Origin of the sequence: Pseudomonas argentinensis, assembly GCF_001839655.2 — a bacterium.
Lineage (GTDB): Bacteria > Pseudomonadota > Gammaproteobacteria > Pseudomonadales > Pseudomonadaceae > Aquipseudomonas > Aquipseudomonas argentinensis_B.
Window position 1 is genome coordinate 882,431 of record NZ_CP056087.1, and the last position, 22,407, is coordinate 904,837.

At 65.0% G+C, this 22,407-nt stretch carries 19 protein-coding genes and 1 pseudogene; 8 read left to right on the top strand and 12 right to left on the bottom strand.

Annotated elements, in window-relative coordinates; translation table 11 throughout:
- Positions 1-7: 7 nt before the first annotated feature.
- The 3 genes from pqqB to pqqF all read right to left on the bottom strand — a co-directional run bounded on the left by pqqB (position 8) and on the right by pqqF (position 3,572).
- Positions 8-919, bottom strand: a complete 912-nt coding sequence (gene pqqB / locus SA190iCDA_RS04075) for a pyrroloquinoline quinone biosynthesis protein PqqB (protein ID WP_070885115.1) — start codon at positions 917-919, stop codon at positions 8-10.
- Between the two features lie 64 nt (positions 920-983).
- A complete protein-coding gene (gene pqqA, locus SA190iCDA_RS04080; RefSeq protein WP_003243383.1) occupies positions 984-1,055 on the bottom strand; it encodes a pyrroloquinoline quinone precursor peptide PqqA in 72 nt (23 codons plus the stop codon).
- Between the two features lie 189 nt (positions 1,056-1,244).
- A complete protein-coding gene (gene pqqF, locus SA190iCDA_RS04085) occupies positions 1,245-3,572 on the bottom strand; it encodes a pyrroloquinoline quinone biosynthesis protein PqqF (protein WP_070885116.1) in 2,328 nt (775 codons plus the stop codon).
- A 522-nt stretch (positions 3,573-4,094) separates the two neighbouring features.
- Here pqqF and SA190iCDA_RS04090 point away from each other — a divergent pair.
- Entirely contained in the window at positions 4,095-4,808 is a 714-nt protein-coding gene (locus SA190iCDA_RS04090; RefSeq protein WP_070885117.1) for a carbonic anhydrase family protein, read from the top strand.
- Positions 4,809-5,006: 198 nt separating this feature from the next.
- Here SA190iCDA_RS04090 and SA190iCDA_RS04095 read toward each other — a convergent pair whose 3' ends face one another.
- On the bottom strand, positions 5,007-5,462 hold the full coding sequence (locus tag SA190iCDA_RS04095) for a TIGR02444 family protein (protein ID WP_070885118.1): 456 nt from the start codon (positions 5,460-5,462) through the stop codon (positions 5,007-5,009).
- A gap of 49 nt (positions 5,463-5,511) precedes the next feature.
- On the opposite strand from SA190iCDA_RS04095, the gene SA190iCDA_RS04100 reads away from it, so the two are divergent.
- The 4 genes from SA190iCDA_RS04100 (at position 5,512) to SA190iCDA_RS04115 (ending at position 9,221) form a co-directional block, all read left to right on the top strand.
- Entirely contained in the window at positions 5,512-7,425 is a 1,914-nt protein-coding gene (locus tag SA190iCDA_RS04100) for an ATP-binding cassette domain-containing protein (protein ID WP_070885119.1), read from the top strand.
- Positions 7,426-7,475: 50 nt separating this feature from the next.
- On the top strand, positions 7,476-8,009 hold the full coding sequence (locus SA190iCDA_RS04105; RefSeq protein ID WP_139159464.1) for a mechanosensitive ion channel family protein: 534 nt from the start codon (positions 7,476-7,478) through the stop codon (positions 8,007-8,009).
- A gap of 127 nt (positions 8,010-8,136) precedes the next feature.
- Positions 8,137-8,766, top strand: coding sequence for a homoserine/homoserine lactone efflux protein (gene rhtB, locus SA190iCDA_RS04110; protein WP_070885120.1), 630 nt, complete (start codon positions 8,137-8,139; stop codon positions 8,764-8,766).
- Between the two features lie 2 nt (positions 8,767-8,768).
- Positions 8,769-9,221, top strand: a complete 453-nt coding sequence (locus SA190iCDA_RS04115; RefSeq protein ID WP_070885121.1) for a YaiI/YqxD family protein — start codon at positions 8,769-8,771, stop codon at positions 9,219-9,221.
- A 443-nt stretch (positions 9,222-9,664) separates the two neighbouring features.
- Here SA190iCDA_RS04115 and elbB read toward each other — a convergent pair whose 3' ends face one another.
- On the bottom strand, positions 9,665-10,324 hold the full coding sequence (gene elbB, locus SA190iCDA_RS04120; RefSeq protein ID WP_070885122.1) for an isoprenoid biosynthesis glyoxalase ElbB: 660 nt from the start codon (positions 10,322-10,324) through the stop codon (positions 9,665-9,667).
- Between the two features lie 149 nt (positions 10,325-10,473).
- Positions 10,474-11,025 (bottom strand): DedA family protein, encoded by a 552-nt coding sequence (locus SA190iCDA_RS04125; RefSeq protein WP_070885123.1) that lies wholly within the window; start codon positions 11,023-11,025, stop codon positions 10,474-10,476.
- A 259-nt stretch (positions 11,026-11,284) separates the two neighbouring features.
- Here SA190iCDA_RS04125 and hemB point away from each other — a divergent pair, with 259 nt between their 5' ends.
- Together hemB and ppk1 are read left to right on the top strand one after the other, a co-directional pair.
- Positions 11,285-12,298 carry a porphobilinogen synthase gene (gene hemB / locus SA190iCDA_RS04130; RefSeq protein ID WP_070885124.1) on the top strand — a complete coding sequence of 338 codons (1,014 nt, stop codon included), beginning with the start codon at positions 11,285-11,287 and terminating at the stop codon, positions 12,296-12,298.
- An 18-nt stretch (positions 12,299-12,316) separates the two neighbouring features.
- Positions 12,317-14,530: a polyphosphate kinase 1 gene (gene ppk1 / locus SA190iCDA_RS04135; RefSeq protein WP_070885125.1), complete on the top strand. Its 2,214-nt coding sequence runs from the start codon at positions 12,317-12,319 to the stop codon at positions 14,528-14,530.
- A gap of 29 nt (positions 14,531-14,559) precedes the next feature.
- On the opposite strand, the gene SA190iCDA_RS04140 is transcribed toward ppk1, so the two are convergent.
- The gene (locus tag SA190iCDA_RS04140) at positions 14,560-16,359 is read right to left on the bottom strand and encodes an acyl-CoA dehydrogenase (protein ID WP_070885126.1); all 1,800 of its coding nucleotides are present in this window, start codon (positions 16,357-16,359) and stop codon (positions 14,560-14,562) included.
- Between the two features lie 160 nt (positions 16,360-16,519).
- Between SA190iCDA_RS04140 and SA190iCDA_RS04145 the strand changes: the two genes are divergently transcribed.
- A complete protein-coding gene (locus SA190iCDA_RS04145; protein WP_070885127.1) occupies positions 16,520-17,365 on the top strand; it encodes a 23S rRNA (adenine(2030)-N(6))-methyltransferase RlmJ in 846 nt (281 codons plus the stop codon).
- A gap of 53 nt (positions 17,366-17,418) precedes the next feature.
- On the opposite strand, the gene SA190iCDA_RS04150 is transcribed toward SA190iCDA_RS04145, so the two are convergent.
- The 5 genes and pseudogenes from SA190iCDA_RS04150 to SA190iCDA_RS23305 form a co-directional block, all read right to left on the bottom strand.
- Complete coding sequence (locus SA190iCDA_RS04150; RefSeq protein ID WP_070885128.1) at positions 17,419-18,672, bottom strand: HD-GYP domain-containing protein; 1,254 nt, start codon at positions 18,670-18,672, stop codon at positions 17,419-17,421.
- Between the two features lie 68 nt (positions 18,673-18,740).
- Positions 18,741-18,938, bottom strand: coding sequence for a putative motility protein (locus SA190iCDA_RS04155; protein ID WP_070885129.1), 198 nt, complete (start codon positions 18,936-18,938; stop codon positions 18,741-18,743).
- A gap of 16 nt (positions 18,939-18,954) precedes the next feature.
- The gene (msrA, locus tag SA190iCDA_RS04160) at positions 18,955-19,608 is read right to left on the bottom strand and encodes a peptide-methionine (S)-S-oxide reductase MsrA (protein ID WP_070885130.1); all 654 of its coding nucleotides are present in this window, start codon (positions 19,606-19,608) and stop codon (positions 18,955-18,957) included.
- Between the two features lie 58 nt (positions 19,609-19,666).
- The gene (locus SA190iCDA_RS04165) at positions 19,667-21,769 is read right to left on the bottom strand and encodes an EAL domain-containing protein (RefSeq protein WP_419203882.1); all 2,103 of its coding nucleotides are present in this window, start codon (positions 21,767-21,769) and stop codon (positions 19,667-19,669) included.
- Positions 21,742-22,333: pseudogene (locus SA190iCDA_RS23305) on the bottom strand (diguanylate cyclase); the annotation flags it as partial. The gene SA190iCDA_RS04165 and the pseudogene SA190iCDA_RS23305, both read right to left, overlap by 28 nt.
- Between the last annotated feature and the right edge of the window lie 74 nt (positions 22,334-22,407).

Sequence of the window (22,407 nt, forward strand, 5' to 3'; positions counted from 1 at the left end):
GGGCTCCTTACAGCTCGATGCTCATGCCGTCATAGGCGACTTCCACGCCGCGGCGCTGGACCTCGGCCCGTTCCGGCGAATCCTCGTCGAGGATCGGATTGGTGTTGTTGATATGGATAAGCACCTTGCGCTGGCGCGGCAAGCCGTCGAGCACCTCGAGCATGCCGCCCGGGCCGTTCTGCGCCAGGTGGCCCATCTCTCGACCCGTGCGGGTGCCGACGCCGCGGCGCTGCATTTCGTCGTCTTCCCACAGCGTGCCGTCGACCAGCAGGCAATCGGCGCCTTGCATCATGCGCAGCAGCTCGTCGTCGACCTGGCCGAGGCCTGGGGCGTAGAACAGCGTGCCGCCGGTACGGGTGTCCTCGACCAGCAGGCCCAGGTTGTCACCGGGGTGCGGGTCGAAGCGGTGCGGCGAATAGGGTGGCGCGGCGCTGCGCAGGGCAAAGGGGGTGAAGCTGAGGTTGGGGCACGCGTCGATCACGAAGCTGCCTTCGAGGGCGATGCGGTTCCATGCCAGCCCGCCGTTCCAGTGGCTGAGCATGTTGAACAGCGGAAAACCGCTGCTCAGATCCTGATGGACCATGTCGGTACACCACACCTGGTGCGGGCAGCCTTCGCGCAGGCTGAGCAGACCGGTGGTGTGATCGATCTGGCTGTCGAGCAGCACGATGGCATCGATACCGGTATCACGCAGCGCACGGGCCGGCTGCATCGGCGCGAAGGCCTGCAGCTGGGCGCGGATATCCGGTGAGGCGTTGCACAGGATCCAGTGCTCGCCGTCATCGGACAGGGCGATCGACGACTGGGTACGCGCGGTGGCGCGCAGGGTGCCATCGCGATAGCCCTTGCAGTTCACGCAGTTGCAGTTCCACTGGGGAAAGCCGCCACCAGCCGCGGAACCGAGAATCTGGATGTACATGGTTACTTCCTGTCCTGAAAACGATGACGCCCCGGCATGCCGGGGCGTCGCATCACTGGGTCGCTCAGCGGTTGGCGAAGTACATGGTGACTTCGAAACCGATGCGCAGGTCAGTGTAAGCAGGCTTGGTCCACATGGCGTTGCTCCTTCCGGTTGGGTGCCGAGACACAGGTCAGGGCATGCAGGCTGGCGCCGCCTGGCCTTGTTCCTTGCGGATCGGGTTGGCGGGCTCCGGCTCCTTATTGGGCGTCATCCGCCCCGGGAGGTTCCACCTGACGAAGGTTGCAGGATCTTGCTGGCGCCTGTGGTCCGAGCAACTGACGGCTCAGGATGCCCGCACCCACGGCCAGCGGTCGGGCGCCGTGGCCTGGTTGGCCAGGCACAGCCAGCCGTGACGGGCATCGATCACCTGATGCAGCAAGGCGTCGAGGTGCTGCTGACCGACCTCGAGGATGGCACCCCGCAGCCGGGGTAATGCCGGTTCCTCGCCAGCCAGCCAGGTCTGCCAGATCCAGTCGGCCACCTCGGCATTGCTCATGGCCGGCTCATCGAACTGCTCGGCCAGTTGCTGGCGGGCCAGCGGGTCGAGACGCACGCCCTCGCCAAGCAGCGTCAGCAGGTGGTCGAGCAGTTCTCCATGGCCGGTGTGCGGGGATTGCACGCCGAACAGCAGCCCGCCATAACCGGCGATCTGGCGGAAGCCGCTGAACACCGCATAGCCGAGCTGCAACTCGACACGCAGTCGCTGGTACACCGGCCCCTGCAGCAGGTGCCCGAGCAGGCGGCCGGTGGCCTGTAGCTCTGGTGGCAGCGGGCAGAACAGCAGCAGCGCGGCTTGCTCGCCGGGCGTGCCCACCGACAGCCAGCGCCGCTCTGCCGGGTACGGTTCACTGTGCAGGGTGTGCGCCTGACCCATGATGCCGTGCAGCGCGGCCCCGAGCGTGCCGTGGCGGGCTTCGTCGAAGCCGATGGCCAGGCCCTGCCGGCGGGCCTGCTGCCAGAGCCCGTCGAGCAGCGCCTGGTCGAGGCTGCAGGCGGGTTGTGGGGTCGCTTCACTGGCCTGCAACGCCCCTGGCAGTGCCTCCAGCAGGGCGCGGATCGGCATCGCGGCGGGCCGTTCTTCGGCCCTGGCGTACCAATCTTCAGGATCCGGGTGGCCCAGCCGCTGCAGGGCTTCACCGCTGGCGCGGATCACCGCATCCGGCGGGCCGCTGATCTGCAACTGCCAATACTCGCCAGCAGCGGTGAAAGCCAGATGCACCGCTGCCTGTTCGGCACGTTCGCGCAAGGTGCCAAGGGCCCGTTCGGCGATCACCTGGAAGTGCTGGCGCAGCGGCGAGCCGATCTGCCAGCGCAGGTAGAGCGCGGCGAATTGTCGGCAGGCCGGCAGGCTGCTGTCGATGACCAGCCCGGCGGGCAGCGGCGCATGGGGCGCGGCCGGCTTGGTCAGTAGCGGCTCGCCCGCCGGCAGGTGCCAGCTGCCGAGGTCGCCCCGCGGCAGATCGTCGAGTAGCGCGTCCAGCGCTTCCAGGCCCTGCCGATCGAGTTCCTGCAGGGGCTGCCCGGCGCTGTCGCGGCGCGCCAGTTGCAGGGCGCTGGCAGCCTGGGCGCAGTGCCGTTGCCGCTGGCCGAAGGCGCTGTTGAGGCGCTGGGGATCCTGCTGGCGGATGAAACCCAGCCAGCCATGCAGCAGGGCCTGCGCCTGGTTCGCGCAGGCCGAGGGCGTCAGGTGCAGCTGGATGTGCCAAAGCAATTGGCCGGCATGGGCATACAGCGGCTGGGACGAGCAGGCCTGCAGCCAGCCGCGCCGCCGCAGCTCGGCCAGCCAGCCGCCCGGTCGGCTGTCACGCAGGAGGCTGAGCAGCAGGTCCAGCGCCTGCAGTGCCCCCACCGGCAGGGCCTCGTGGGCGAACAGCAGGTCGCCGTGGGGCGCGCTGCCCGCGCGCAGGCGCAGCGGGCCGTCGAGCAGGGGCCCAGGCGCACCCCGCGGCTGGCGGCTGCCGGGGGCGAAAAGCGCCACGTGGCGGCGCCCCAGCTGCTCCAGCTCGGCCAGCGATTGGGGCCCGGCGAGGCTCAGGGTGATCTGCCCGGCCTGGTAGAAGCGCTGGTGGTAAGCCTGCAGGGCCTGCTGGAACGCGGCCGCCTGCAGCGGCAGGCTGTAGCGATTGCCGGCCTGGAAGCCACTCAGCGGATGGCGGGGCGAGACCGCCTGCAGCAGGGCGAAGCGCCGTTGTGCTTGCGGGTCCCGTGACCAGGCGATGAACTCGGCGTGGATCACGTCACGCTCGCGGCGCTGGCGCTCGAGGTCCAGTAACGGCGCGGCGAGCATGTCGCACAGTCGCAACAGCGCGCCATCCAGGGCGCCAGGCGGCACCTCGCAGAAGAAATCGGTGTGCCGCTCCGCGGTACTGGCGTTGACCTCACCGCCCAGGCGCTGGACGTGGCGCATCAGGCCGTCTTCCAGCGGGAAGCGTGCGGTGCCGAGGAACAGCAGGTGCTCCAGGAAATGCGCCAGCCCCGGCCAGCGCGCCGGCGCGTCGTGGCTGCCGGCATGGATGCGCAGGGCCGCGGCGCTGCGCTTGAGGTGCGGCGCGTGGCGCAGGTTCAACTGCAGGCCATTGGCGAGGGTGAGGTGGCGGGTGGTGCGGGGCATGGGGTCTCCATTGTCCTGGCCGTCAGCCTAGCAGACCGCCGAAAGCCCATCGGCGTTGCACCTGCTGGGTAGATGTAGACACGGATCTGGCCATGGATTTCGCGAATAAAGCTGATCCGCCCTTTGACGCCTGCGCCCAGCCCTGAACCCGGCCAGAGGGAAAGGGGACGGATGCTGATAAGCCCCCAAAACAGGCTATGAAAAATCAGCTGGATAACCTGAATAAGCCTGCAAGGCATATCCCCAAACACTTCCCACGACCCGTGGCAAGTCACCTGAGCGCCCTTATGAGCAACGTCAGTGCCTGATGCATGGGCACCAGGCTTGGACAGAGCTATGCCCAGCAGGGCTTACACCAAGCATTAGATCAACCCGGGTGGATCGCTGGGCTTTTTTCAGTGTGAGCGCCGAGTGCGCTATGCGGGCTCATTGACTATTGTGTGGTTAGGCTTTCATTGGTTCTGATTTGAATCTTATTTGTCAGTGCGGATGCTCCGCTCGCTTTTTGCCATCGAGAACCCTATGCGCATACCTCTTTCGTTCGCCGTGACTACGTTGGCCATCGTTTGCTCAATGTCGGCGTCTGCCGAGAAAATTGACTATGACAACCAGGAAAAGTGGACACCACCACCCGCCATCGCCCAGTCGCCTGTGGATATTCGTTCCGATATGGCAATCGAGGGCGATCCCGAGGAATCGCAGGAAATCGTCTTACGCAATACCGAAGCAGCCCTCAAGGTGGTTGATAATGGCCATGCCGTTGAGGTGGAAACCAATGGGCCTAATGCAAGGATCCGCGGGCGCCATTTCGAGCTTGCACAGTTCCACTTCCATGCCATGAGTGAGCACACCTTCAATGGGCAGTCGTTTCCGATGGAGGGACATTTTGTGTTCAAGGCCAAGAATGGGCGGCTTGCGGTGATTGGTGTCATGTACCGCGAAGGCGAACCAAACCGCTTGGCTGGTGAGGTTCTCGATGCGCTTGAAGGCGCCCACGGTGGCGAAATCGAAAGGGAGGATATAGCCGTGATGCTCCCCGCGAACAGGAGCTACCACCATTATCTCGGCTCGCTCACCACGCCACCTCTGACTGAAAACGTCGAGTGGTACCTCATGGACACGCCGGTCACTTTGTCGAAGGCGCAGATCGCAAGTTTCAATGCGCGCTATAGCCATAACAACCGTAAGATCCAGCCGCTCAATGGCCGACCGTTGGTGCGTTACGTCCAGCAGTGAGTTGTGCGTCTTGATGAGGCTTTGAAAGCGCTCACGTGGCGATAGCGCTCTGGCGTAAACAAGGGGGCAATTGACGATTGTTTCGTGCTGAGCAAATTGCTCCCTATTGCCGCTGTTTCAGGGTATGGCCAGCGTGGTCGGCCAGTTCGATGAGAGTGCTAAAAGCAATAGAATTCATGGCCATGGCCATCCTTGCCGCTAGCGTGCCGCGTATAAAATGTCGCTCGCACCATGTGCGGTAGTCGTATCACTTGGGGCCAAAGCGTTCAGCCAAGCCCGTGGCTGATCACAACTTGAGACAGGCCAGTCAGTACTCAGGGCCTGCAGGCGCATCATTTGCTGCCGCTCGGCATCCAGCTCCAGCTTTTTCACCTGCTCGCGCAGGCCGGCCAGGGCCGAATCGTGGCTAGCCTCGTTGCGCCAGGCCTGGCGCATTGCACGCAAAGGCTTCACCACTTCGCGTTGCCAGGGCTCGGCGATGCTGCGCAGTTGGGCTTCGCGATGGGGGTCGTGGGCCACACCACGGCTGTCCAGCCACAGCCCGCACAGAACCAGACAGACGTCTGCGCCAGCGGCCTGCAGTTCCAGGCAGGCGGCTTCCACGCCCGGGCGGGCGTAGAGGGTCGTGGCGAAGGTCCACAGGTCAGCGCTCATGCGTGCTCCGAGTATGTGGCGGGGGACTCTGGTAGAATCCGCCGCCATTATGATCCGACTCCAGAATCTTACCCTACAGCGTGGCCCTCAGCGTTTGCTCGAAAACGCCGAGCTGACCCTGCACGCCGGCCACAAGGCCGGTCTGATCGGTGCCAATGGCGCCGGCAAGTCCAGCCTGTTCGCATTGCTGCGCGGCGAGTTGACGCCGGACTCGGGCGATTGTCTGCTGCCCGGTGACTGGCGCATCGCCCATATGCGCCAGGAGGTCGATACCCTCGACCGCCTGGCGGTGGACTACGTGCTCGACGGCGACCACAACCTGCGCCGTGTGCAGGCCGAGCTGGCCGCCGCCGAGCAGGGCCATGACGGCGCGGCCATCGCCCGCCTGCATAGCGAGCTGGACAGCGCCGACGGCTATACCGCCGATGCCCGGGCGCGCAAGCTGCTGGCTGGCCTGGGCTTCGACAACGGGCAGATGGGTCAAAGGGTCGGCGACTTCTCCGGTGGCTGGCGGATGCGCCTGAACCTGGCCCAGGCGCTGATGTGCCCGTCCGATCTGCTGCTGCTCGACGAGCCGACCAACCACCTGGACCTGGATGCGATCCTGTGGCTCGAAGGCTGGCTGCAGAGCTACCCGGGCACCTTGCTGCTGATTTCCCACGACCGCGACTTCCTCGATGCCGTGGTCGATCACGTCGCCCATGTCGAGCAGCGCAAGCTGACCCTCTATCGCGGCGGCTACTCGGCCTTCGAGCGCACCCGCGCCGAACGCCTGGCCCAGCAGCAGCAAGCCTACGAGAAGCAGCAGGCGCAGCGTGCGCACATGGAAAAGTACATCGCCCGCTTCAAGGCCCAGGCCACCAAGGCCCGCCAGGCGCAGAGCCGCATCAAGGCCCTGGAACGTATGGAGGAGCTGAGCGCGGCCCACGTCGATTCGCCCTTCGACTTCGTGTTTCGCGAGGCCGACAAGATCTCCACGCCGCTGCTCAGCCTCAGCGAAGGCCGCCTGGGCTACGGTGACAAGACCATCCTGCAGCAGGTCAAGCTGAGCCTGGTGCCGGGGGCGCGCATCGGCCTGCTCGGCCCCAATGGCGCGGGCAAGTCGACGCTGATCAAGAACCTTTCCGCCGAGCTGCAGCCGCTGGGTGGCAGCCTGACCCGTGGCGAGAACCTGGTGATCGGCTATTTCGCCCAGCACCAGCTCGACGCCTTGGACGACAAGGCCAGCCCGCTCTTGCACCTGCAGCGCATCGCGCCGACCGAGCGCGAGCAGACCCTGCGTGATTTCCTCGGTGGCTTCGACTTCCGCGGCCCGCGCTGCGACGAGCCGGTGGTGAATTTCTCCGGCGGCGAGAAGGCGCGCCTGGCCCTGGCGCTGATCGCCTGGGGCAAGCCCAACCTGCTGCTGCTCGACGAGCCGACCAACCACCTCGACCTGGAAATGCGCCTGGCGCTGACCATGGCCCTGCAGGAGTTCGCCGGCGCCGTGGTGGTGGTCTCCCACGACCGGCACCTGCTCAAGAGCACCACCGACGAATTCCTGCTGGTCGCCGATGGCCGCGTGGCGCCGTTCGACGGCGACCTTGAGGATTACGCCCGCTGGCTGGTCGATTATCGCCAGCGTCAGACTGCGCCGCTCGCCGCTGCGCCCGCTGCAGGTGCCGGCAACGACAAGCGTGGCCAGCGCCAGGCGGCCGCGGCGTTGCGCCAGCAACTGGCGCCGCACAAGAAGGCGGCGGACAAGCTCGAAGCCGAACTCGGTCAGGTGCAGGCCAAGCTTGCGGCGCTGGAAGAGCGCCTGGGTGACAGTGGCCTCTACGAGGCCGCCCGCAAGGACGAGCTGCGCCAGGCCCTGGCCGAACAGGCGCAGCTCAAGGCGCGCGAGGCCGAACTGGAAGAGGGCTGGCTCGAAGCCCTGGAAACCCTCGAAGCATTGCAACGTGAACTGGAGGCCGTGGTTTGAACCTGGAGCTGATCGATTGGGCCTGGCTGGTATCCTGGAGCCAGCCGCTGATGCGCGCCGGCCAGGTGCTGCTGATCCTCATCCTGGCGTGGGTCGCCCAGCGTATCCTCACCCGCGGCATCACCCGCCTGGGCCAGCGCTACCCACAGTTGCCGCCGGAGCTGCTGATGCCGCTGCGGGGCCTGACCCGCTGGCTGATCCTGGGCAGCGCCATCATGCTGGTGCTCGAGCGCCTCGGCGTCTCCGCCCAGGTGCTGTGGGGCGCGCTGACCGGTTTCGTGGCCGTGGCGGCGATCGCCTTCTTCGCGATCTGGAGCGTGCTGTCCAACATGTTCTGCACGTTGCTGATCTTCGCCCTCGGGCCGTTTCGCATCGGCGACTGCGTGGAGGTGCTGGAAAGCGCCGACAAGCCGGGCGTGCGCGGCCGCGTGCTGGCCATCAACCTGTTCTATACCACCCTGGAAGACCTGACCGGCGATGCACCGGGCACCTGGCTGCAGATTCCCAACAGCCTGTTCTTCCAGAAAGCGGTACGCCGCTGGCGCAACGGCGAGCTGCCGACGGCGGGCAAGATCGAATCCTGATCCGAGGCGCCGCGGCTTTGGAAAGCCCTGTACGCCACCTATGAAATAGCCTTCGCGCCCCCTGACGGCATGACGGCAATTGAGGTAGTTTCGACGTTTCGAATAACCCGTCATCGAGGTCACCATCATGGCTCTGGACACCTGGCTCGCTTTCTTCGTCGCCTGCTGGCTGATCAGCCTGTCGCCGGGCGCCGGGGCCATCGCCTCGATGTCGGCGGGGTTGCAATACGGCTTCTGGCGCGGCTACTGGAACGCCCTGGGCCTGCAGCTGGGCCTGGCGCTGCAGATCGCCATCGTCGCGGCAGGTGTCGGCGCGGTGCTGGCCACCTCGGCATTGGCCTTCACCCTGATCAAATGGTTTGGCGTGGTGTACCTGCTGTACCTCGGCTGGTGCCAGTGGCGCGCTCTGCCTGCCGACATGAGCGTCAGCGGCGAGCGCCCCATCGGCCGGCCGCTGAGCCTGGTGCTGCGCGGCTTTCTGGTGAATTTCGGCAACCCCAAGGCCATCGTCTTCATGCTCGCGGTGCTGCCGCAGTTCATCAATCCCCATGCGCCGCTGACCGAGCAGTACCTGGTCATCGGCGTGACCATGGTCACCGTCGACCTGATCGTCATGGCGGGTTACACCGGCCTGGCCGTACGCGTGCTGCGCCTGCTGCGCACACCGCGTCAGCAGCGCATCATGAACCGCAGCTTTGGTGCGCTGTTCGTGGGTGCAGCAGCGCTGCTCGCCACCGTGCGCCGCGCTCCCGTTTGAGCATGCGTGTCTGGATCGATGCCGACGCCTGCCCCCGGCTGGCCCGCGATCAGGTGGTCAAGTTCGCCCTCAAGCGTAACTTCGACGTGGTGCTGGTCGCCGGTCAGGCGGTGGCGCGCCCCAATTTCGCCTGCGTGAAACTGATCGTGGTACCCAGCGGCCCGGATGCGGCCGACGATTACCTGGTGGAGCACGCCGTGCCGGGCGAGCTGGTGATCTGCAGCGACGTGCCGCTGGCAGATCGCCTGGTGAAGAAGGGCGTGGTGGCGCTGGATCCCCGCGGTCGCGAGTTCGACGAGCGCAATATGGGTGAGCGCCTGGCGGTGCGTAACCTGTTCACCGACCTGCGTGAGCAAGGCCACGTCGGCGGTGGACAGGCGACCTATGGCGACAAGGATCGCCAGGCCTTTGCCAACTCCCTGGATCGTCTGCTGACGCGTTTAGCGCGGGGTTGAGGTTTCCCTTATTCACTGACGAGCTTGCGAGCTAGGGCTCTGCAAGGGCTAGGGTCTGTTGACGTTTCACGCACGGCCGCGCCGGAGCCCGTTTTTGCGCGAGGCAAGGCACGAGATGCGAAGTTTGGTGGGCCAAATGAGCCATCGAGTAACGCCGCATCGCGCAAAAACGGGCCCGGCCCTTCGGGTGGGGCCGCCTAGGTTGCGCGAGAAATCTCGCCATGCGTTGTTGGAGGACTTGGCAAGGGAAAACGCGGACGGCTAGTCCATTCCCTGCGTCCTCCGCCTAGCCTGGCGAGATTTCTCGCGGCAACGCGGCTCGCGCTGAAACGTCAACAGACCCTAGGCGCCCCCGCAAAAAAAGGCGAAAAAGCGGCGTGTACTTTTGTACATGAGCATTGCGAACCCGTTCTGACGCCGCAGAGCCGACGCGCAGCTGGTCGTCATTCGTGGGTCAGTTCCAGCACGCGATCGACCAGCTTGTTGATGCCCGAGGCCGCTTCGGCGATGGACTTGGCAAGCATGTAGGCCGGGGTGGTCACCAGCTTGTGCTCGGTGTCTTCGACGATGTCCTCGACGTGGCAGTCCACGTGCTCGGTGCCCATTTGCGTCAGTGCGGCGGCGGTCTCGGCGTCGTTGCCGATGGTGCAGGTCACGCCGGTGCCGAAGATGCGCGCGGCCATGGCCGGGGCGATGCAGATCAGGCCGACCGGCTTGGCGGCGCTGACGAAGGATTGCGCAGCGGCCAGCACGTCAGCCTGCACCTTGCAATCGGCGCCCCTGCCTGCGAAGTCGCAGAGGTTCTTGGCGGCGCCGAAGCCGCCCGGCACGATCAGCGCATCGAAGTCGTCGGCACGCAGTTCGCGCACGTCCTTGATGTTGCCGCGGGCGATGCGCGCCGATTCCACCAGCACGTTGCGGGCGGGCTGCATTTCCTCGCCGTTGAGGTGGTTGATCACGTGGGCCTGGTCGATATCGGGGGCGAAGCACTGCACCTGGACGCCGCGCTGATCGAGGCGCAGCAGGGTGATGACGCTTTCGTGGATCTCCGAGCCGTCGTAGACGCCACAACCGGAAAGAATCACTGCAACTTTCTTGTTCATCGACCAACTCCTGATGAAGGGCGAGCCCCACGTGGCACGGGTGAGCGGGGCGTTCGCCGGGGAAAAACCTGCTTGATGTTATGACTGGCCAGTCAGCCAATTGTTACAGCCTTTTGAACCTGGGGCTGGCTTCAGTCAAGCATCGCGCTTCAGCCTTGGCGCTGTCTACGTCGGTACAACCAGACGCCGAGGCCGATCACCAGCAGGGCGCCGAACAGATAGAACTGCACCTGGTGCAGTTCGCCGAGCAGGCCCTCCAGGGCGCGACCGAGCTTGTAGGCCAGGGTACCGAGCACCATGGCCCAGATCGCCGCACCGATGGCGTCGAGAATCACGTAGCGGCGCCGCGGGTAGCCGGAAATACCGATGGCCAGTGGCATCACCGTGCGCATGCCATAGAAGAAACGAAAGCCCAGCACCCACAGATCCGGGTGGCGGCGCAGGTACACCAGGGCCTTGTCGCTCAGGGCCTGCCACTTGAGCTTGCGCTCGAGAATGCGGCGGCCATGCCGACGGCCCAGATGGAACCACAGCTGGTCGCTGGCATAGGTGCCGAGAAAGGCGAACAGGATCACCAGCTCGATCTGCAGGATGCCGCGCAACGCCAGGTAGGCCGCCAGCAACAGTGACATTTCGCCCTCGAGAAAGGTGCCCAGCGCCAACGCCGGGTAACCGAAGTGCTGCAGCAGATTTTCCAGCATGGGAGATGACCGTCGAAAATGGGGTGGCAAGGCTACGCCGTTCGACAGGCTAAAACAGCATTTGTCGAAATCCTGTGAAATAGCCACGCGCCAGGCTTGCTCCCGGCCGCCGCGGCTTCACGAGCTTTTTACCGCGTGGGATGTGCCTTATGGGCTGCGACGCGCCGTCGCAGTATTCGTTATGGCCGTCATCATATAGTCATAATGGCCGCTTATAACTGTCACACTTCGCCCGCTCGAGCGGGCCCAGGAGTCTGCCGTGAGCTTTACCCCCGCCAACCGCCTGTTCCCTGCCACCCGCCTGCGTCGCAATCGTCGCGACGACTTCTCCCGGCGTCTGGTGCGCGAGAACGTGCTGACCACCAATGATCTGATCCTGCCGGTGTTCGTGCTCGACGGCGAGAATCAGCGCGAGGCGGTCACGTCCATGCCGGGCGTCGAGCGGCTGTCCATCGACCTGCTGCTGCAGGAAGCGGAAAAGTGGGTGGCGCTGGGCATCCCGGCCCTGGCGCTGTTCCCGGTCACCCCCGCGGAAAAGAAAAGCCTCGACGGCAGCGAAGCCTGGAACCCGGACGGTATCGCCCAGCGCGCCACCCGCGCACTGCGGGCGCGCTTCCCCGAGCTGGGGGTGATCACCGATGTGGCGCTGGACCCGTTCACCACCCACGGCCAGGACGGCATCCTCGACGAAGACGGTTACGTACAGAACGACATCACCGTCGATGCGCTGGTCAAGCAGGCACTGTCCCATGCCGAGGCGGGCGCCCAGGTGGTTGCCCCCTCGGACATGATGGATGGGCGCATCCAGGCGATTCGCGAGGCCCTGGAGCTGGCCGATCACGTCAACGTGCGGATCATGGCCTACTCGGCCAAATACGCCAGCGCCTACTACGGCCCGTTCCGCGACGCGGTGGGCTCTTCGCTGAACCTGGGCAAGGCCAACAAGGCCTCCTACCAGATGGACCCGGCCAACAGTGACGAAGCGCTGCACGAGGTGGCCAGCGACCTGGCCGAAGGCGCCGACATGGTCATGGTCAAGCCGGGCATGCCCTATCTGGACATCGTTTCCCGGGTCAAAAGCGAATTCAAGGTGCCGACCTTTGTCTACCAGGTCAGCGGCGAATACGCGATGCACATGGCCGCCATCGAGAATGGCTGGCTGAGCGAGGCGGTGATTCTCGAGTCGCTGACCGCCTGCAAACGAGCGGGTGCCGATGGCATCCTCACCTATTTCGCCGTGCGTGCGGCCGAACTCATACGACAGGGGCAGTAGCCCCTCCAGGGTAATTCAATGAGCAACGAAGGACTCAGTGAGAACGAACAGCTCGATGTGCCGGCCATCAGCCTGCCGGTGATCGACGAAGCGCCGGTGGAAGCAGTCGTGGAAACACCCGTAGTCGAAACCGCGGCAGCACCCGTGGCCGTGCCCAGCCTGGATGACAGCAGCCTGTACATCCATCGCGAACTGTCGCAGCTGCAGTTCAACATCCGCGTGCTGGAACAGGCGCTGGACGAGTCCTACCCGTTGCTCGAACGCCTGAAGTTCCTGCTGATCTTCTCCAGCAACCTCGACGAGTTCTTCGAGATTCGCGTCGCTGGCCTGAAGAAGCAGATCAACTTCGCCCGTGAGCAGGCCGGCGCTGACGGCCTGCAGCCGCATCAGGCACTGTCGCGCATCGCCGATCTGGTGCACGAGCAGGTTGGCCGTCAGTACGCCATCCTCAATGACGTGCTGTTCCCGGAGCTGGCCAAGCACGGTATCAACTTCATCCGTCGCCGTTACTGGACGACCAAGCACAAGGCCTGGGTGCGCCGTTACTTCCGTGACGAGATCGCCCCGATCATCACGCCGATCGGCCTCGACCCGACGCACCCCTTCCCGCTGCTGGTCAACAAGAGCCTGAACTTCATCGTCGAGCTGGAAGGCGTCGACGCCTTCGGTCGCGACTCCGGTCTGGCGGTGATCCCGGCGCCGCGCCTGCTGCCGCGCATCATCAAGGTGCCGGAAGAGGTGGGTGGTCCGGGCGCCAACTATGTTTTCCTGTCGTCGATGATCCATGCCCACGCCGATGACCTGTTCCCCGGCATGAAGGTCAAGGGCTGCTACCAGTTCCGCCTGACCCGTAACGCCGACCTGTCGGTCGACACCGAGGACGTCGAAGACCTGGCGCGCGCCCTGCGTGGCGAGCTGTTCAGCCGCCGCTACGGTGATGCCGTGCGCCTGGAAGTGGTCGACAGCTGCCCGAAGCACCTGACCGACCAGTTGCTCAAGCAGTTCGGCCTGTCGGAGCACGAGCTCTATCAGGTCAATGGCCCGGTCAACCTGACGCGCCTGTTCAGCATCACCGGCCTGGACAGTCACCCGGAACTGCAGCATGCCCCCTTTACCCCGGTGATCCCCAAGCTGCTGCAGAACAGCGAGAACATCTTCAACGTGGTCAGCAAGCAGGACATCCTGTTGCTGCATCCCTTCGAGTCCTTCACCCCGGTGGTGGATCTGCTGCGCCAGGCGGCCAAGGATCCCCACGTGCTGGCGATCAAGCAGACCCTGTACCGCTCGGGCGCCAACTCGGAAATCGTCGACGCGTTGGTGGAAGCCGCGCGCAACGGCAAGGAAGTGACCGCGGTGATCGAGCTGCGTGCACGCTTCGACGAAGAATCCAACCTGGCTCTGGCCAGCCGTCTGCAGGCCGCCGGTGCGGTGGTGATCTACGGCGTGGTCGGCTTCAAGACCCACTCCAAGATGATGCTGATCCTGCGCCGCGAGAATGGCGAAATCCGTCGTTACGCGCACCTCGGTACCGGCAACTACCACGCCGGTAACGCGCGGCTGTACACCGACTACAGCCTGCTGACCGCCGACGTGGCGCTGGGTGAGGACGTCTCCAAGCTGTTCAGCCAGCTGATCGGCATGGGCAAGACCCTGCGCATGAAGAAGCTGCTGCACGCGCCCTTCACCCTGAAGAAGACCCTGCTCGACCTGATCGCCAAGGAGACGGCGAGCGCCGCCGAGGGCAAGCCGGCGCACATCATCGCCAAGTTCAACGCGCTGACCGACGCCAAGATCATCCGCGCCCTGTACAAGGCCAGCCAGACCGGCGTGAAGATCGACCTGGTGGTGCGCGGCATGTGCTGCCTGCGCCCGGGCATTCCCGGGGTGTCGCACAATATCCAGGTGCGCTCGATCATCGGCCGTTTCCTGGAGCACACCCGCGTCTACTACTTCCTCAACGGCGGTGACGAGCTGATCTACCTGTCCAGTGCCGACTGGATGGAGCGCAACCTCGACAAGCGGGTGGAGACCTGCTTCCCGGTGGAGGGCAAGAAGCTCATCACCCGGGTCAAGAAGGAACTGGAGGCCTACCTCACCGACAACACCCACGCCTGGGTACTGCAGCCCGATGGCCGCTACCTGCGGCTGTCGCCAACCGGCAACCAGAACTCGCGCAGCGCGCAAGCCAGCCTGTTGGAGAAGCTCAGCGCACCGGTGATCACCGCGCGCTGATCGCAGCCTGCAAGGGCCCGTTTTTCATTTCAGAACCAGGCGTCCTGCATCGCCCGACAGGTATCGTCGCGGCGCGCCAGGATATCCAGGTCGTGGTGGCAACCGGGCACTTCCCTGAGCAGGAAGTAGCGCGCGGTCTGCAGCTTGCCGTCGTAGAAGTCGGCATCGGCGCCGTTGCCGGCCAGCCGCCCCTGTTCGGCGCGCAGCGCCTGTTCCAGCCAGCGCCAGCCGAGTACCAGGTGGCCGAAGGCCTTGAGGTACAGCGCCGAGTCGGCGAGGGCCGTGTTGACGTGGCCCTGCTGCAGATCGCCGAGCAGGCCGAGGGTCACCTCGGACACCCGAGCCAGCAGGGCCTGCAAGGGCTGGCGCAGGGCGTCCAGTTCGCTGAATGGCTCGGCGCGCTGGCAGGTGTCGTTGATCCGCTGACGCAGCGCCTGCAGCGCCGCGCCGCCGTGCTGGCCGACCTTGCGGCCCAGCAGGTCGAGGGACTGGATACCGTGGGTGCCCTCGTGGATCGGGTTGAGGCGGTTGTCGCGGTAGTACTGCTCCACGGGGTGATCGCGGGTGTAGCCGTGGCCGCCGAGAATCTGGATCGCCAGGGCATTGGCCTGCAGGCAGTACTCGGACGGCCAGGACTTGGCGATGGGGGTCAGCAGGTCGAGCAGCTGGGCGGCCTGCTCGCGCTGGCCGGCGTCTTCCAGGGTCTGGCTGTCGTCGACCAGACGGGCGCAATACAGCACCAGGTCGAAGCCGCCCTCCACGTAGGCTTTCTGGGTCAGCAGCATGCGCCGCACGTCGGCGTGCTCGATGATCGCCACCTGGCCGCCGGCCTGCTTGGCGTCGGGCAGCCGCCCCTGGGGTCGCTGGCGGGCGTAGTCGAGCGAGTACAGGTAGCCGGCATAGCCGAGCATCACCGCGCCCATGCCCACGCCGATGCGCGCCTCGTTCATCATCTGGAACATGTAGGACAGCCCGGCATGGGGCTTGCCGACCAGATAGCCTACGCAATTGCCCTGATCGCCGAAGTTCAGTGCCGTGGAGGTGGTGCCCCGCCAGCCCATCTTGTGGAACAGGCCGGCCAGGGTCACGTCGTTGCGGGCGCCGAGGCTGCCGTCTTCTTCGACCATGAACTTCGGCACGATAAACAGCGAAATGCCCTTCACCCCGGCCGGTGCATCGGGCAGGCGAGCCAGCACCAGGTGGACGATGTTCTCGCTGAGGTCGTGATCGCCGCCGGAGATGAAGATCTTGTTGCCCTTGAGGCGGTAGCTGCCATCGCCTGCCGGCTCGGCGCGGGTGCGGATATCGGCGAGGGAGGAGCCGGCGTGGGGCTCGGTCAGCGCCATGGTGCCGAAGAAGCGCCCGTCGATGATCGGCTGCAGAAAACGGCGCTTCTGCGCTTCATCACCAAAGGCCTCGATCAGGTTGGCGGCAGCCATGCTCAGCAACGGGTAGGACGCCGTGGCGATGTTGGCAGCCTGGAAATGCGCGAAGCAGGCCTGGGACAAGAGGTTGGGCAGCTGCATGCCGCCCAGCTCGAAGTCTCGCGTGGCGTTGAGGAAGCCGGCCTCGTTGAAGGCCTGCAACGCCGGTTTGACCTCGGCGATCAGTCTGGCGCCGCCGTCGACGTATTGCGGCTCGTGCTCGTCGTTCTTGCGGTTGTGCGGGGCGAACAGGTTTTCGGCGATGCTGCGCGCCGTGCCCAGGGCGGCGTCAAAGGTTTCCCGGTTGTGCTCGCTGAAGCGCGGGCGCTGGCTGAGTACCTCGGCGTCGAGCACTTCGTAGAGTTCGAATGCCAGGTTGCGGGCGCTGAGCAGGGTATCGGACATGGTGGTTCTCCGCTGGAATGAGGCCAGTCTAGGGGCCGGCCCAGATGCCGCCAGCATCATCGAAACCGGTGATACCCGGGGAGAAGTCGAACGGCGTCGGGCAGGCGCTGCACCAGGCGCCCAGGCCGGCTACAATTCGCCTCCTGCTCAGGAGTCGATGATGAACTACCGCCATGCCTTCCACGCCGGCAACCACGCCGATGTGCTCAAACACCTGGTGCTGTGCCGCCTGTTCGCGCTGTTGGCGCGCAAGGACGCGCCCTACGCCTACCTGGATAGCCATGCCGGCGTTGGCCTGTACGACCTGGCAGGCGACCAGGCCAGCCGCACCGGTGAGTGGCGCGAAGGTATCGGTCGCGTGTGGGAGGCTGCTGATGCGCCCGAGCCGCTGCTCGATTACCTGGAAGTGATTCGCGCCATGAACCCCGATGGCGTGCTGCGCCATTACCCGGGTTCGCCCGAATTGGCCCGCCTGCAGACCCGCGAGCAGGATCGCCTGCACCTGAACGAGAAACACCCGGACGACGGCCAGGCGCTCAAGGAAAACATGGCCGGCGACCGCCGCGTGGCCGTGCACCTGGGCGAGGGCTGGCACCTGCCGCGCGCCCTGTTGCCGACCCGCGAGAAGCGCGCGGTGCTGCTGATCGACCCGCCGTTCGAGAAGGCCGATGAGCTGGAGCGCTGCGTCACCGCGCTCAACGAAGCCATCGGACGCATGCGTCAGACCATCGTGGCAGTCTGGTACCCGATCAAGGACGAACGCCAGCTCAAGCGTTTCTACCGGGATATGGAAAAGAGCGCGGCGCCGAAACTGCTGCGCGCCGAGCTCTTCGTCCATCCGGCCGACGACGCCGGGCGCCTCAACGGCTCGGGCCTGCTGATCAGCAATCCACCATGGGGCTTGGAAGAAGAACTGCGCGAACTGCTGCCCTGGTTGGCCGAGCGCCTGGCGCAAAGCCACGGCAGCTGGCGGCTCGACTGGCTGATCGCCGAGCAGCAGGCATAGGGCTAGGGTCTGTTCCCGTTTCAGCGCGAGCCGCGTTGCAGCGAGAACAGACCCTAGCGGCGTCGTGGATCGACGTAGTAGGTCAGCTGCTGGCGCGGGTTGAGGTATTCGAGGGCCTCGGGCGGTAACTGCGAGGGACGAATGCTCGCTGCGATGGCCAGCTTCGACTCGGCCTCCAGATTGACGATCAACGCCTCCTCCTTGGGCACGGCCGGATCGTAGATGATCAGGGTCGGTTTCAGGGGCAGCGTCGGGTGCATGCCCAGCACCAGCGCGTAGCGCTCGTCCTCGAGCTGCACCAGGCTGCCGGGCGGGTAAACGCCCATGCAGCGGATAAAGGCTTTCAGGGCGACATCGTCGAAGCGCACCCGATACTGCGGCAGGAACATCCGCGCCAGCGCTTCGTGGGGGCTCAGCGCCACCCGCGGGTCGAGCGGATTGCACAGGTTGTCGAAGTGGTTGGCGATGCACACGATCCGGCTCAAACGGCCGATGGACGCCTCTCGCAACTGCTGTGGATAACCGCTGCCGTCACAGTGCTCATGGTGCTCATGGATGATGCGCAGCACATCGTCGTCGAGCATCAGCTTCTCGCCCATGCGCTTGCCGTACAGCGTGTGCATTTCCAGCAATTGCTGCTCGGCGCGGGTCAGCGGTGGAGGTTTGAGCAGCACCTTGCTGGGCATCTCCAGCTTGCCGATGTCGTGCAACAGGGCACCCATGCCGAGCATGTGGCTGGCCTCGGCATCCAGGCCCAGCTGGCGGCCGAGCATCATCGACAGCACGGTGACGTTCAGCGAATGCACATAGGCGTCTTCGGCGGCCTTGCCGGTGATGCTGTGCAGGGCGACGCCGTCCTCGCCGAGCATGGTGGCTACCAGTTCATTGACCAGTGCGCCGGCCTGCTTGACCGATTCTTCCGGCTGGTTGCGCAGGCTCTGGTTGAGGGTCTTGACCCGCTGGCTGGCCTGGATGAAGGCGCGATCGACTTCGGACAGGCGCTTGCGCAGCACGCTGAGCTGCTTGACCCGTGTCTGCCGTGCCTGCTCCTGAGGATCGGGCGGCGGTGGCGGGGCGGCGGGCGCCGGCACCGGCGTTTCAGCCAGGGTCAGTGGCTCGCAGTCGCTGCGCGCCGGGTCATAGCGCAGGCGCTTGAGGCCCAGAGTACGCAGCTGCTTGAGCTGGCCTTCGTCCTTGATCTTGAAGTTGCTGAAGGCGAACGAGTGCTCCCACCAGCTCAGGTCCAGATGAACATAGAGGCCGATACAGAGTTGATTGGGGGAGATGTAAGGCAGGTTGGCGGGCATGCCGTGCTCGTGTTAGCTGGCTAATTGCCCACAGTTTAGCCGGCAGTCGAGGTGATGGCAGCAGTTCTTCAAGCCATCACGTCGATGCTGTTACCCAGGTTTGGCGGATTGGCGGGAGCGCTGACCGGTGCAGCGACCTGTACCAGGCCGCTGATGCTGGCGCTCTGTAGCTCAAGTGTCTTGCGCAGCAGCAGGAGCGACATCTGCGCGGAAATCTGCGCCGATGCCTGACTCGATAGCTGGCTGGCAATGCTGCTCAGCTCCACGTCCGTCTGCTCCTATTCAGGATTGAGGTGGCAGGCATACACCCGTACCGCCCAGGCCGCAATAACCTTCCGGGTTCTTGGCCAAGTATTGCTGATGATAAGCCTCAGCATAGTAGAAGGTCGGCGCCGGCGCGATCTCCGTGGTGATCTCGCCGAGGCCGGCCTTGCGCAGCTCCTCCTGGAACTGCTCCTGGCTGTGCCTGGCGGCGGCGAGTTGCTGCTCGTCAAGGCAGTAGATGGCCGAGCGATACTGGCTGCCGATGTCGTTGCCCTGGCGCATGCCCTGGGTCGGGTTGTGCACTTCCCAGAACACCTTGAGCAAGTCTTCGTAGCGGGTCAGCTTGGGATCGAATACCACCAGCACGACCTCAGCGTGACCGGTCAGGCCTGAACAGGTCTCCTCGTAGGTCGGGTTCGGCGTATGGCCGCCGGCGTAACCCACCGCCGTGGTCCAGACGCCCGGCTGCTGCCAGAAACGCCGCTCGGCGCCCCAGAAGCAGCCGAGGCCGAACAGGGCGCTCTGCAGGCCGGCGGGGAAAGGGCCCTGCAGCGGGTTGCCGTTGACGAAGTGGGCGTCGGGTACCGAGATCGGCGTTTCGCGGCCAGGCAAGGCCTGCTCGGCGCTGGGCAGTTCGAGTTTGTGGGCGAGGATTTCCGAGCGTAGGGCCATGCTGACTGTTCTCCGAATCGTTGTGCTGGGGTAGACCGCGGTGGCTGACGGAGGTTGGTTACCGTCTGGCGGCCGGGCGTCGCGAGTAGCGCTTGAGACTTTCTACCAGATCGCGGCCCGGAATGGGGCGATCGAATAGATAGCCCTGACCGATATCGCAGTGCTGACGGCGCAGGAACCCCAGCTGCGCGTGCGTCTCGACACCTTCGGCGACGACCTTGAGCTTGAGGTTGTGGGCCATGGCGATCACCGCGGAGGTGATCTCCATGTCGTCCTCGCTCTCGGGGATGTCCTTGATGAAGCTGCGATCGATCTTGATCACGTCGATGGGGAATTTCTTCAGGTAGCTGAGCGACGAGTAGCCGGTGCCGAAGTCGTCCATGGCCAGGGTCAGGCCCAGTTGCTTGAGGGCATTGAGCTGGCTGCGGGTGCCGTCGGTAGCCTCCAGCAGCAGCCCTTCGGTCAGTTCCAGCTCGAGCAGGTTCGGCGGCAGCTGTTCTTCTTCGAGAATCGCGGCGATCGAGCCGACCAGATCCGGGTCGCTGAACTGTTTGGGCGACAGGTTGATGGCCACCTGGAGGTTGCCGAGCCCGACGGCGGTGAGTTGCTTGCTCATGCGGCACGCCTGGCGCACCACCCATTTGCCGATCGGCACGATGAGCCCGGTTTCCTCAGCCACGCTGATGAACTGGTCCGGGCGGATCATGCCTTTTTCCGGGTGCTGCCAGCGCAGCAGCGCTTCCATGCCCAGCAACTGGCCGGTCTTCAGGCACAGTTTGGGTTGGTAGAACACCTCGAGCTCGTTCTGCGTCAGGGCACGGCGCAGGTTGTTCTCGACGAACAGCTTGTAGTTGGCTTCCTCGTTCAGCGCATCGGTGAACACCTGCATCTGGTGCTTGCCGTTGGCCTTGGCCTTGTGCAGTGCGAGGCCGGCATGCTTCATCAGGGTCTGCGGGTCGGCGCCATGTTCGGGCGAGCAGGCCAGGCCCACGGAGCCGCTGATGATGATCAGCTGGTTGTCGACGAACAGCGGCTTGTCGAGGGTTTCCAGCACCTGCTGGGCGATCAGTTGGCCACGCTGGCTCTCGCAGTTGTCGAGCAGGATGGCGAATTCGTTGCTGGCGAAGCGCGCCAGGGTGCCTTCGCCGCTGAAGCTGTTGCGCAGGCGTTTGGCGAGGCTGACCAGCAGCTTGTCGCCAGTCTGGTGGCCGAGGGTGTCGTTGATGCGCTTGAAATTGTCGATGTCCACCAGCAGCAGGCTGACCGGTGCGGTACCGCTGCTGAAGCGCTTTTCCAGCGCGCGGATGAAGGCGTAGCGGTTGCCCAGGCCGGTGAGGTTGTCGCTGTAGGCCAGGCGTTCGATGCGCTGTTGGGACTGCTTGGTCTCGGTGATGTCTTCGTAGATGCCGATGTAGTGGGTCAGGGTGCCGTCGTCGGCATGCACCTTGGAGATCGAGAACTGGCTCCAGTAGGGCTCGAGGTTCTTGCGCCGGCTCTTGAACTCGCCCTGCCAGCTGTTCTGCTCGGCGAGCCCGGATTCACTGTCGAACAGCAGTTCGCTGAGATTCTCCAGGGCCGGCAGCTCGGCCAGCTGACGGCCCTGCACCTCGTCGGCGCTGTACTGGGTGATGGCCGTGAAGCTGGGGTTCACGTATTCCACCATGCCGTCACGGTTGAGCAGAATGAAGGCGCTGGCGCTCTGCTCGACGGCGCGCTGGAACAGATACAGGGCGCTGGTGGCGTTGCGCCGCTCATGATTGCTCAGCACGTTGGCGTACTGGTCGGCCAGCTCGCCGGCAAAGGCGACTTCGTCCGCCTGCCAGGCCCGCGGGCCGCCGGTGTGTTCAAGGCAGAGCACGGCGACCAGCTCACCGCCGACACGAATGCTGGCGTCAAGCATGGCCGATACCGACTTCGGCCGCAGGTAGTCGTCGAGCAATTCACGGGTGCGCGAGTCGTTCTCGGCGTCGTGAGCGTCCAGCGCACGGCCCTCCTTGAGGGCGCGCAGGTAATTCGGGTAGCGCCGGCCGTCGATCGGCTGCGGCATCTGGTGCTGCCCCTGCTCCTGGAGGTAGAGCGCCACAGGTTCGAGGGTATCGCCGTTGACCTGCCAGATACCGGCGCGCGATACGCCATAGATCTCGCAGGCGCTGCGGGTGATCAGTTCGGCGGCTTCACGGCAGGGGTCATTGCCCTGATAGCGCTGGCTGGCCAGGCGCACGATGAGCTGCTGCTGGGCGAAGGCGCGCGTCTGGTGCTGCTGCAGCTCGGCCTGGCTGCGCTGCAGGTCCTCCAGCGCCTCCTGCTGGTGGGCTGGCGAGTCCGCCGCTTCGTCACTGGTGATCATCAGGTAGCCGCGCAGCAGGGCGCGGCCGCGCTGCTTGAAGGGCTCACCCAGCTCCATCAGCTGCAACGGGCCGTGCGGCGTATGCAGGGTATAGCGCACCAGGTAACGGGAGTTTTCCGCGAGCTGCTGCTGGATGGCATCGTGCAGTCGGTAGCGCGCTTCCGGTTCCATCAGGCTGGCGTAGGGCGTTTCGACGAGATTGCAGAGGTCGCTGGGTGGGATGCCGAACTGCCTCTCGCAGCTCGCATCGATAAACAGCAGCAGCCAGTTCGCCTCGTTCATCCGCTCGAAACGCATCATGCCGAGCCGCGAGGGCACGGGCAATTGCGTCACGACCTCGGCCATGGCACGGCCTGCGGTATCGGGATGGCTCTTCATCGAATGGCTTTATCCATCGGCTGGCACAGCTTATTGACCGGCCACATCACTATAGCGCTAACAAGGGGATTACC

Coding starts and splice junctions, on each gene's coding strand:
- SA190iCDA_RS04105 (WP_139159464.1), top strand. CDS start 7,476: ATGCGCGCCGGCCAGGTGCTGCTGATCCTCATCCTGGCGTGGGTCGCC.
- SA190iCDA_RS04090 (WP_070885117.1), top strand. CDS start 4,095: ATGCGCATACCTCTTTCGTTCGCCGTGACTACGTTGGCCATCGTTTGC.
- SA190iCDA_RS04115 (WP_070885121.1), top strand. CDS start 8,769: ATGCGTGTCTGGATCGATGCCGACGCCTGCCCCCGGCTGGCCCGCGAT.
- pqqB (WP_070885115.1), bottom strand. CDS start 919: ATGTACATCCAGATTCTCGGTTCCGCGGCTGGTGGCGGCTTTCCCCAG.
- SA190iCDA_RS04145 (WP_070885127.1), top strand. CDS start 16,520: ATGAACTACCGCCATGCCTTCCACGCCGGCAACCACGCCGATGTGCTC.
- SA190iCDA_RS04150 (WP_070885128.1), bottom strand. CDS start 18,672: ATGCCCGCCAACCTGCCTTACATCTCCCCCAATCAACTCTGTATCGGC.
- SA190iCDA_RS04125 (WP_070885123.1), bottom strand. CDS start 11,025: ATGCTGGAAAATCTGCTGCAGCACTTCGGTTACCCGGCGTTGGCGCTG.
- SA190iCDA_RS04095 (WP_070885118.1), bottom strand. CDS start 5,462: ATGAGCGCTGACCTGTGGACCTTCGCCACGACCCTCTACGCCCGCCCG.
- SA190iCDA_RS04100 (WP_070885119.1), top strand. CDS start 5,512: ATGATCCGACTCCAGAATCTTACCCTACAGCGTGGCCCTCAGCGTTTG.
- rhtB (WP_070885120.1), top strand. CDS start 8,137: ATGGCTCTGGACACCTGGCTCGCTTTCTTCGTCGCCTGCTGGCTGATC.
- ppk1 (WP_070885125.1), top strand. CDS start 12,317: ATGAGCAACGAAGGACTCAGTGAGAACGAACAGCTCGATGTGCCGGCC.
- msrA (WP_070885130.1), bottom strand. CDS start 19,608: ATGGCCCTACGCTCGGAAATCCTCGCCCACAAACTCGAACTGCCCAGC.
- elbB (WP_070885122.1), bottom strand. CDS start 10,324: ATGAACAAGAAAGTTGCAGTGATTCTTTCCGGTTGTGGCGTCTACGAC.
- SA190iCDA_RS04140 (WP_070885126.1), bottom strand. CDS start 16,359: ATGTCCGATACCCTGCTCAGCGCCCGCAACCTGGCATTCGAACTCTAC.
- pqqF (WP_070885116.1), bottom strand. CDS start 3,572: ATGCCCCGCACCACCCGCCACCTCACCCTCGCCAATGGCCTGCAGTTG.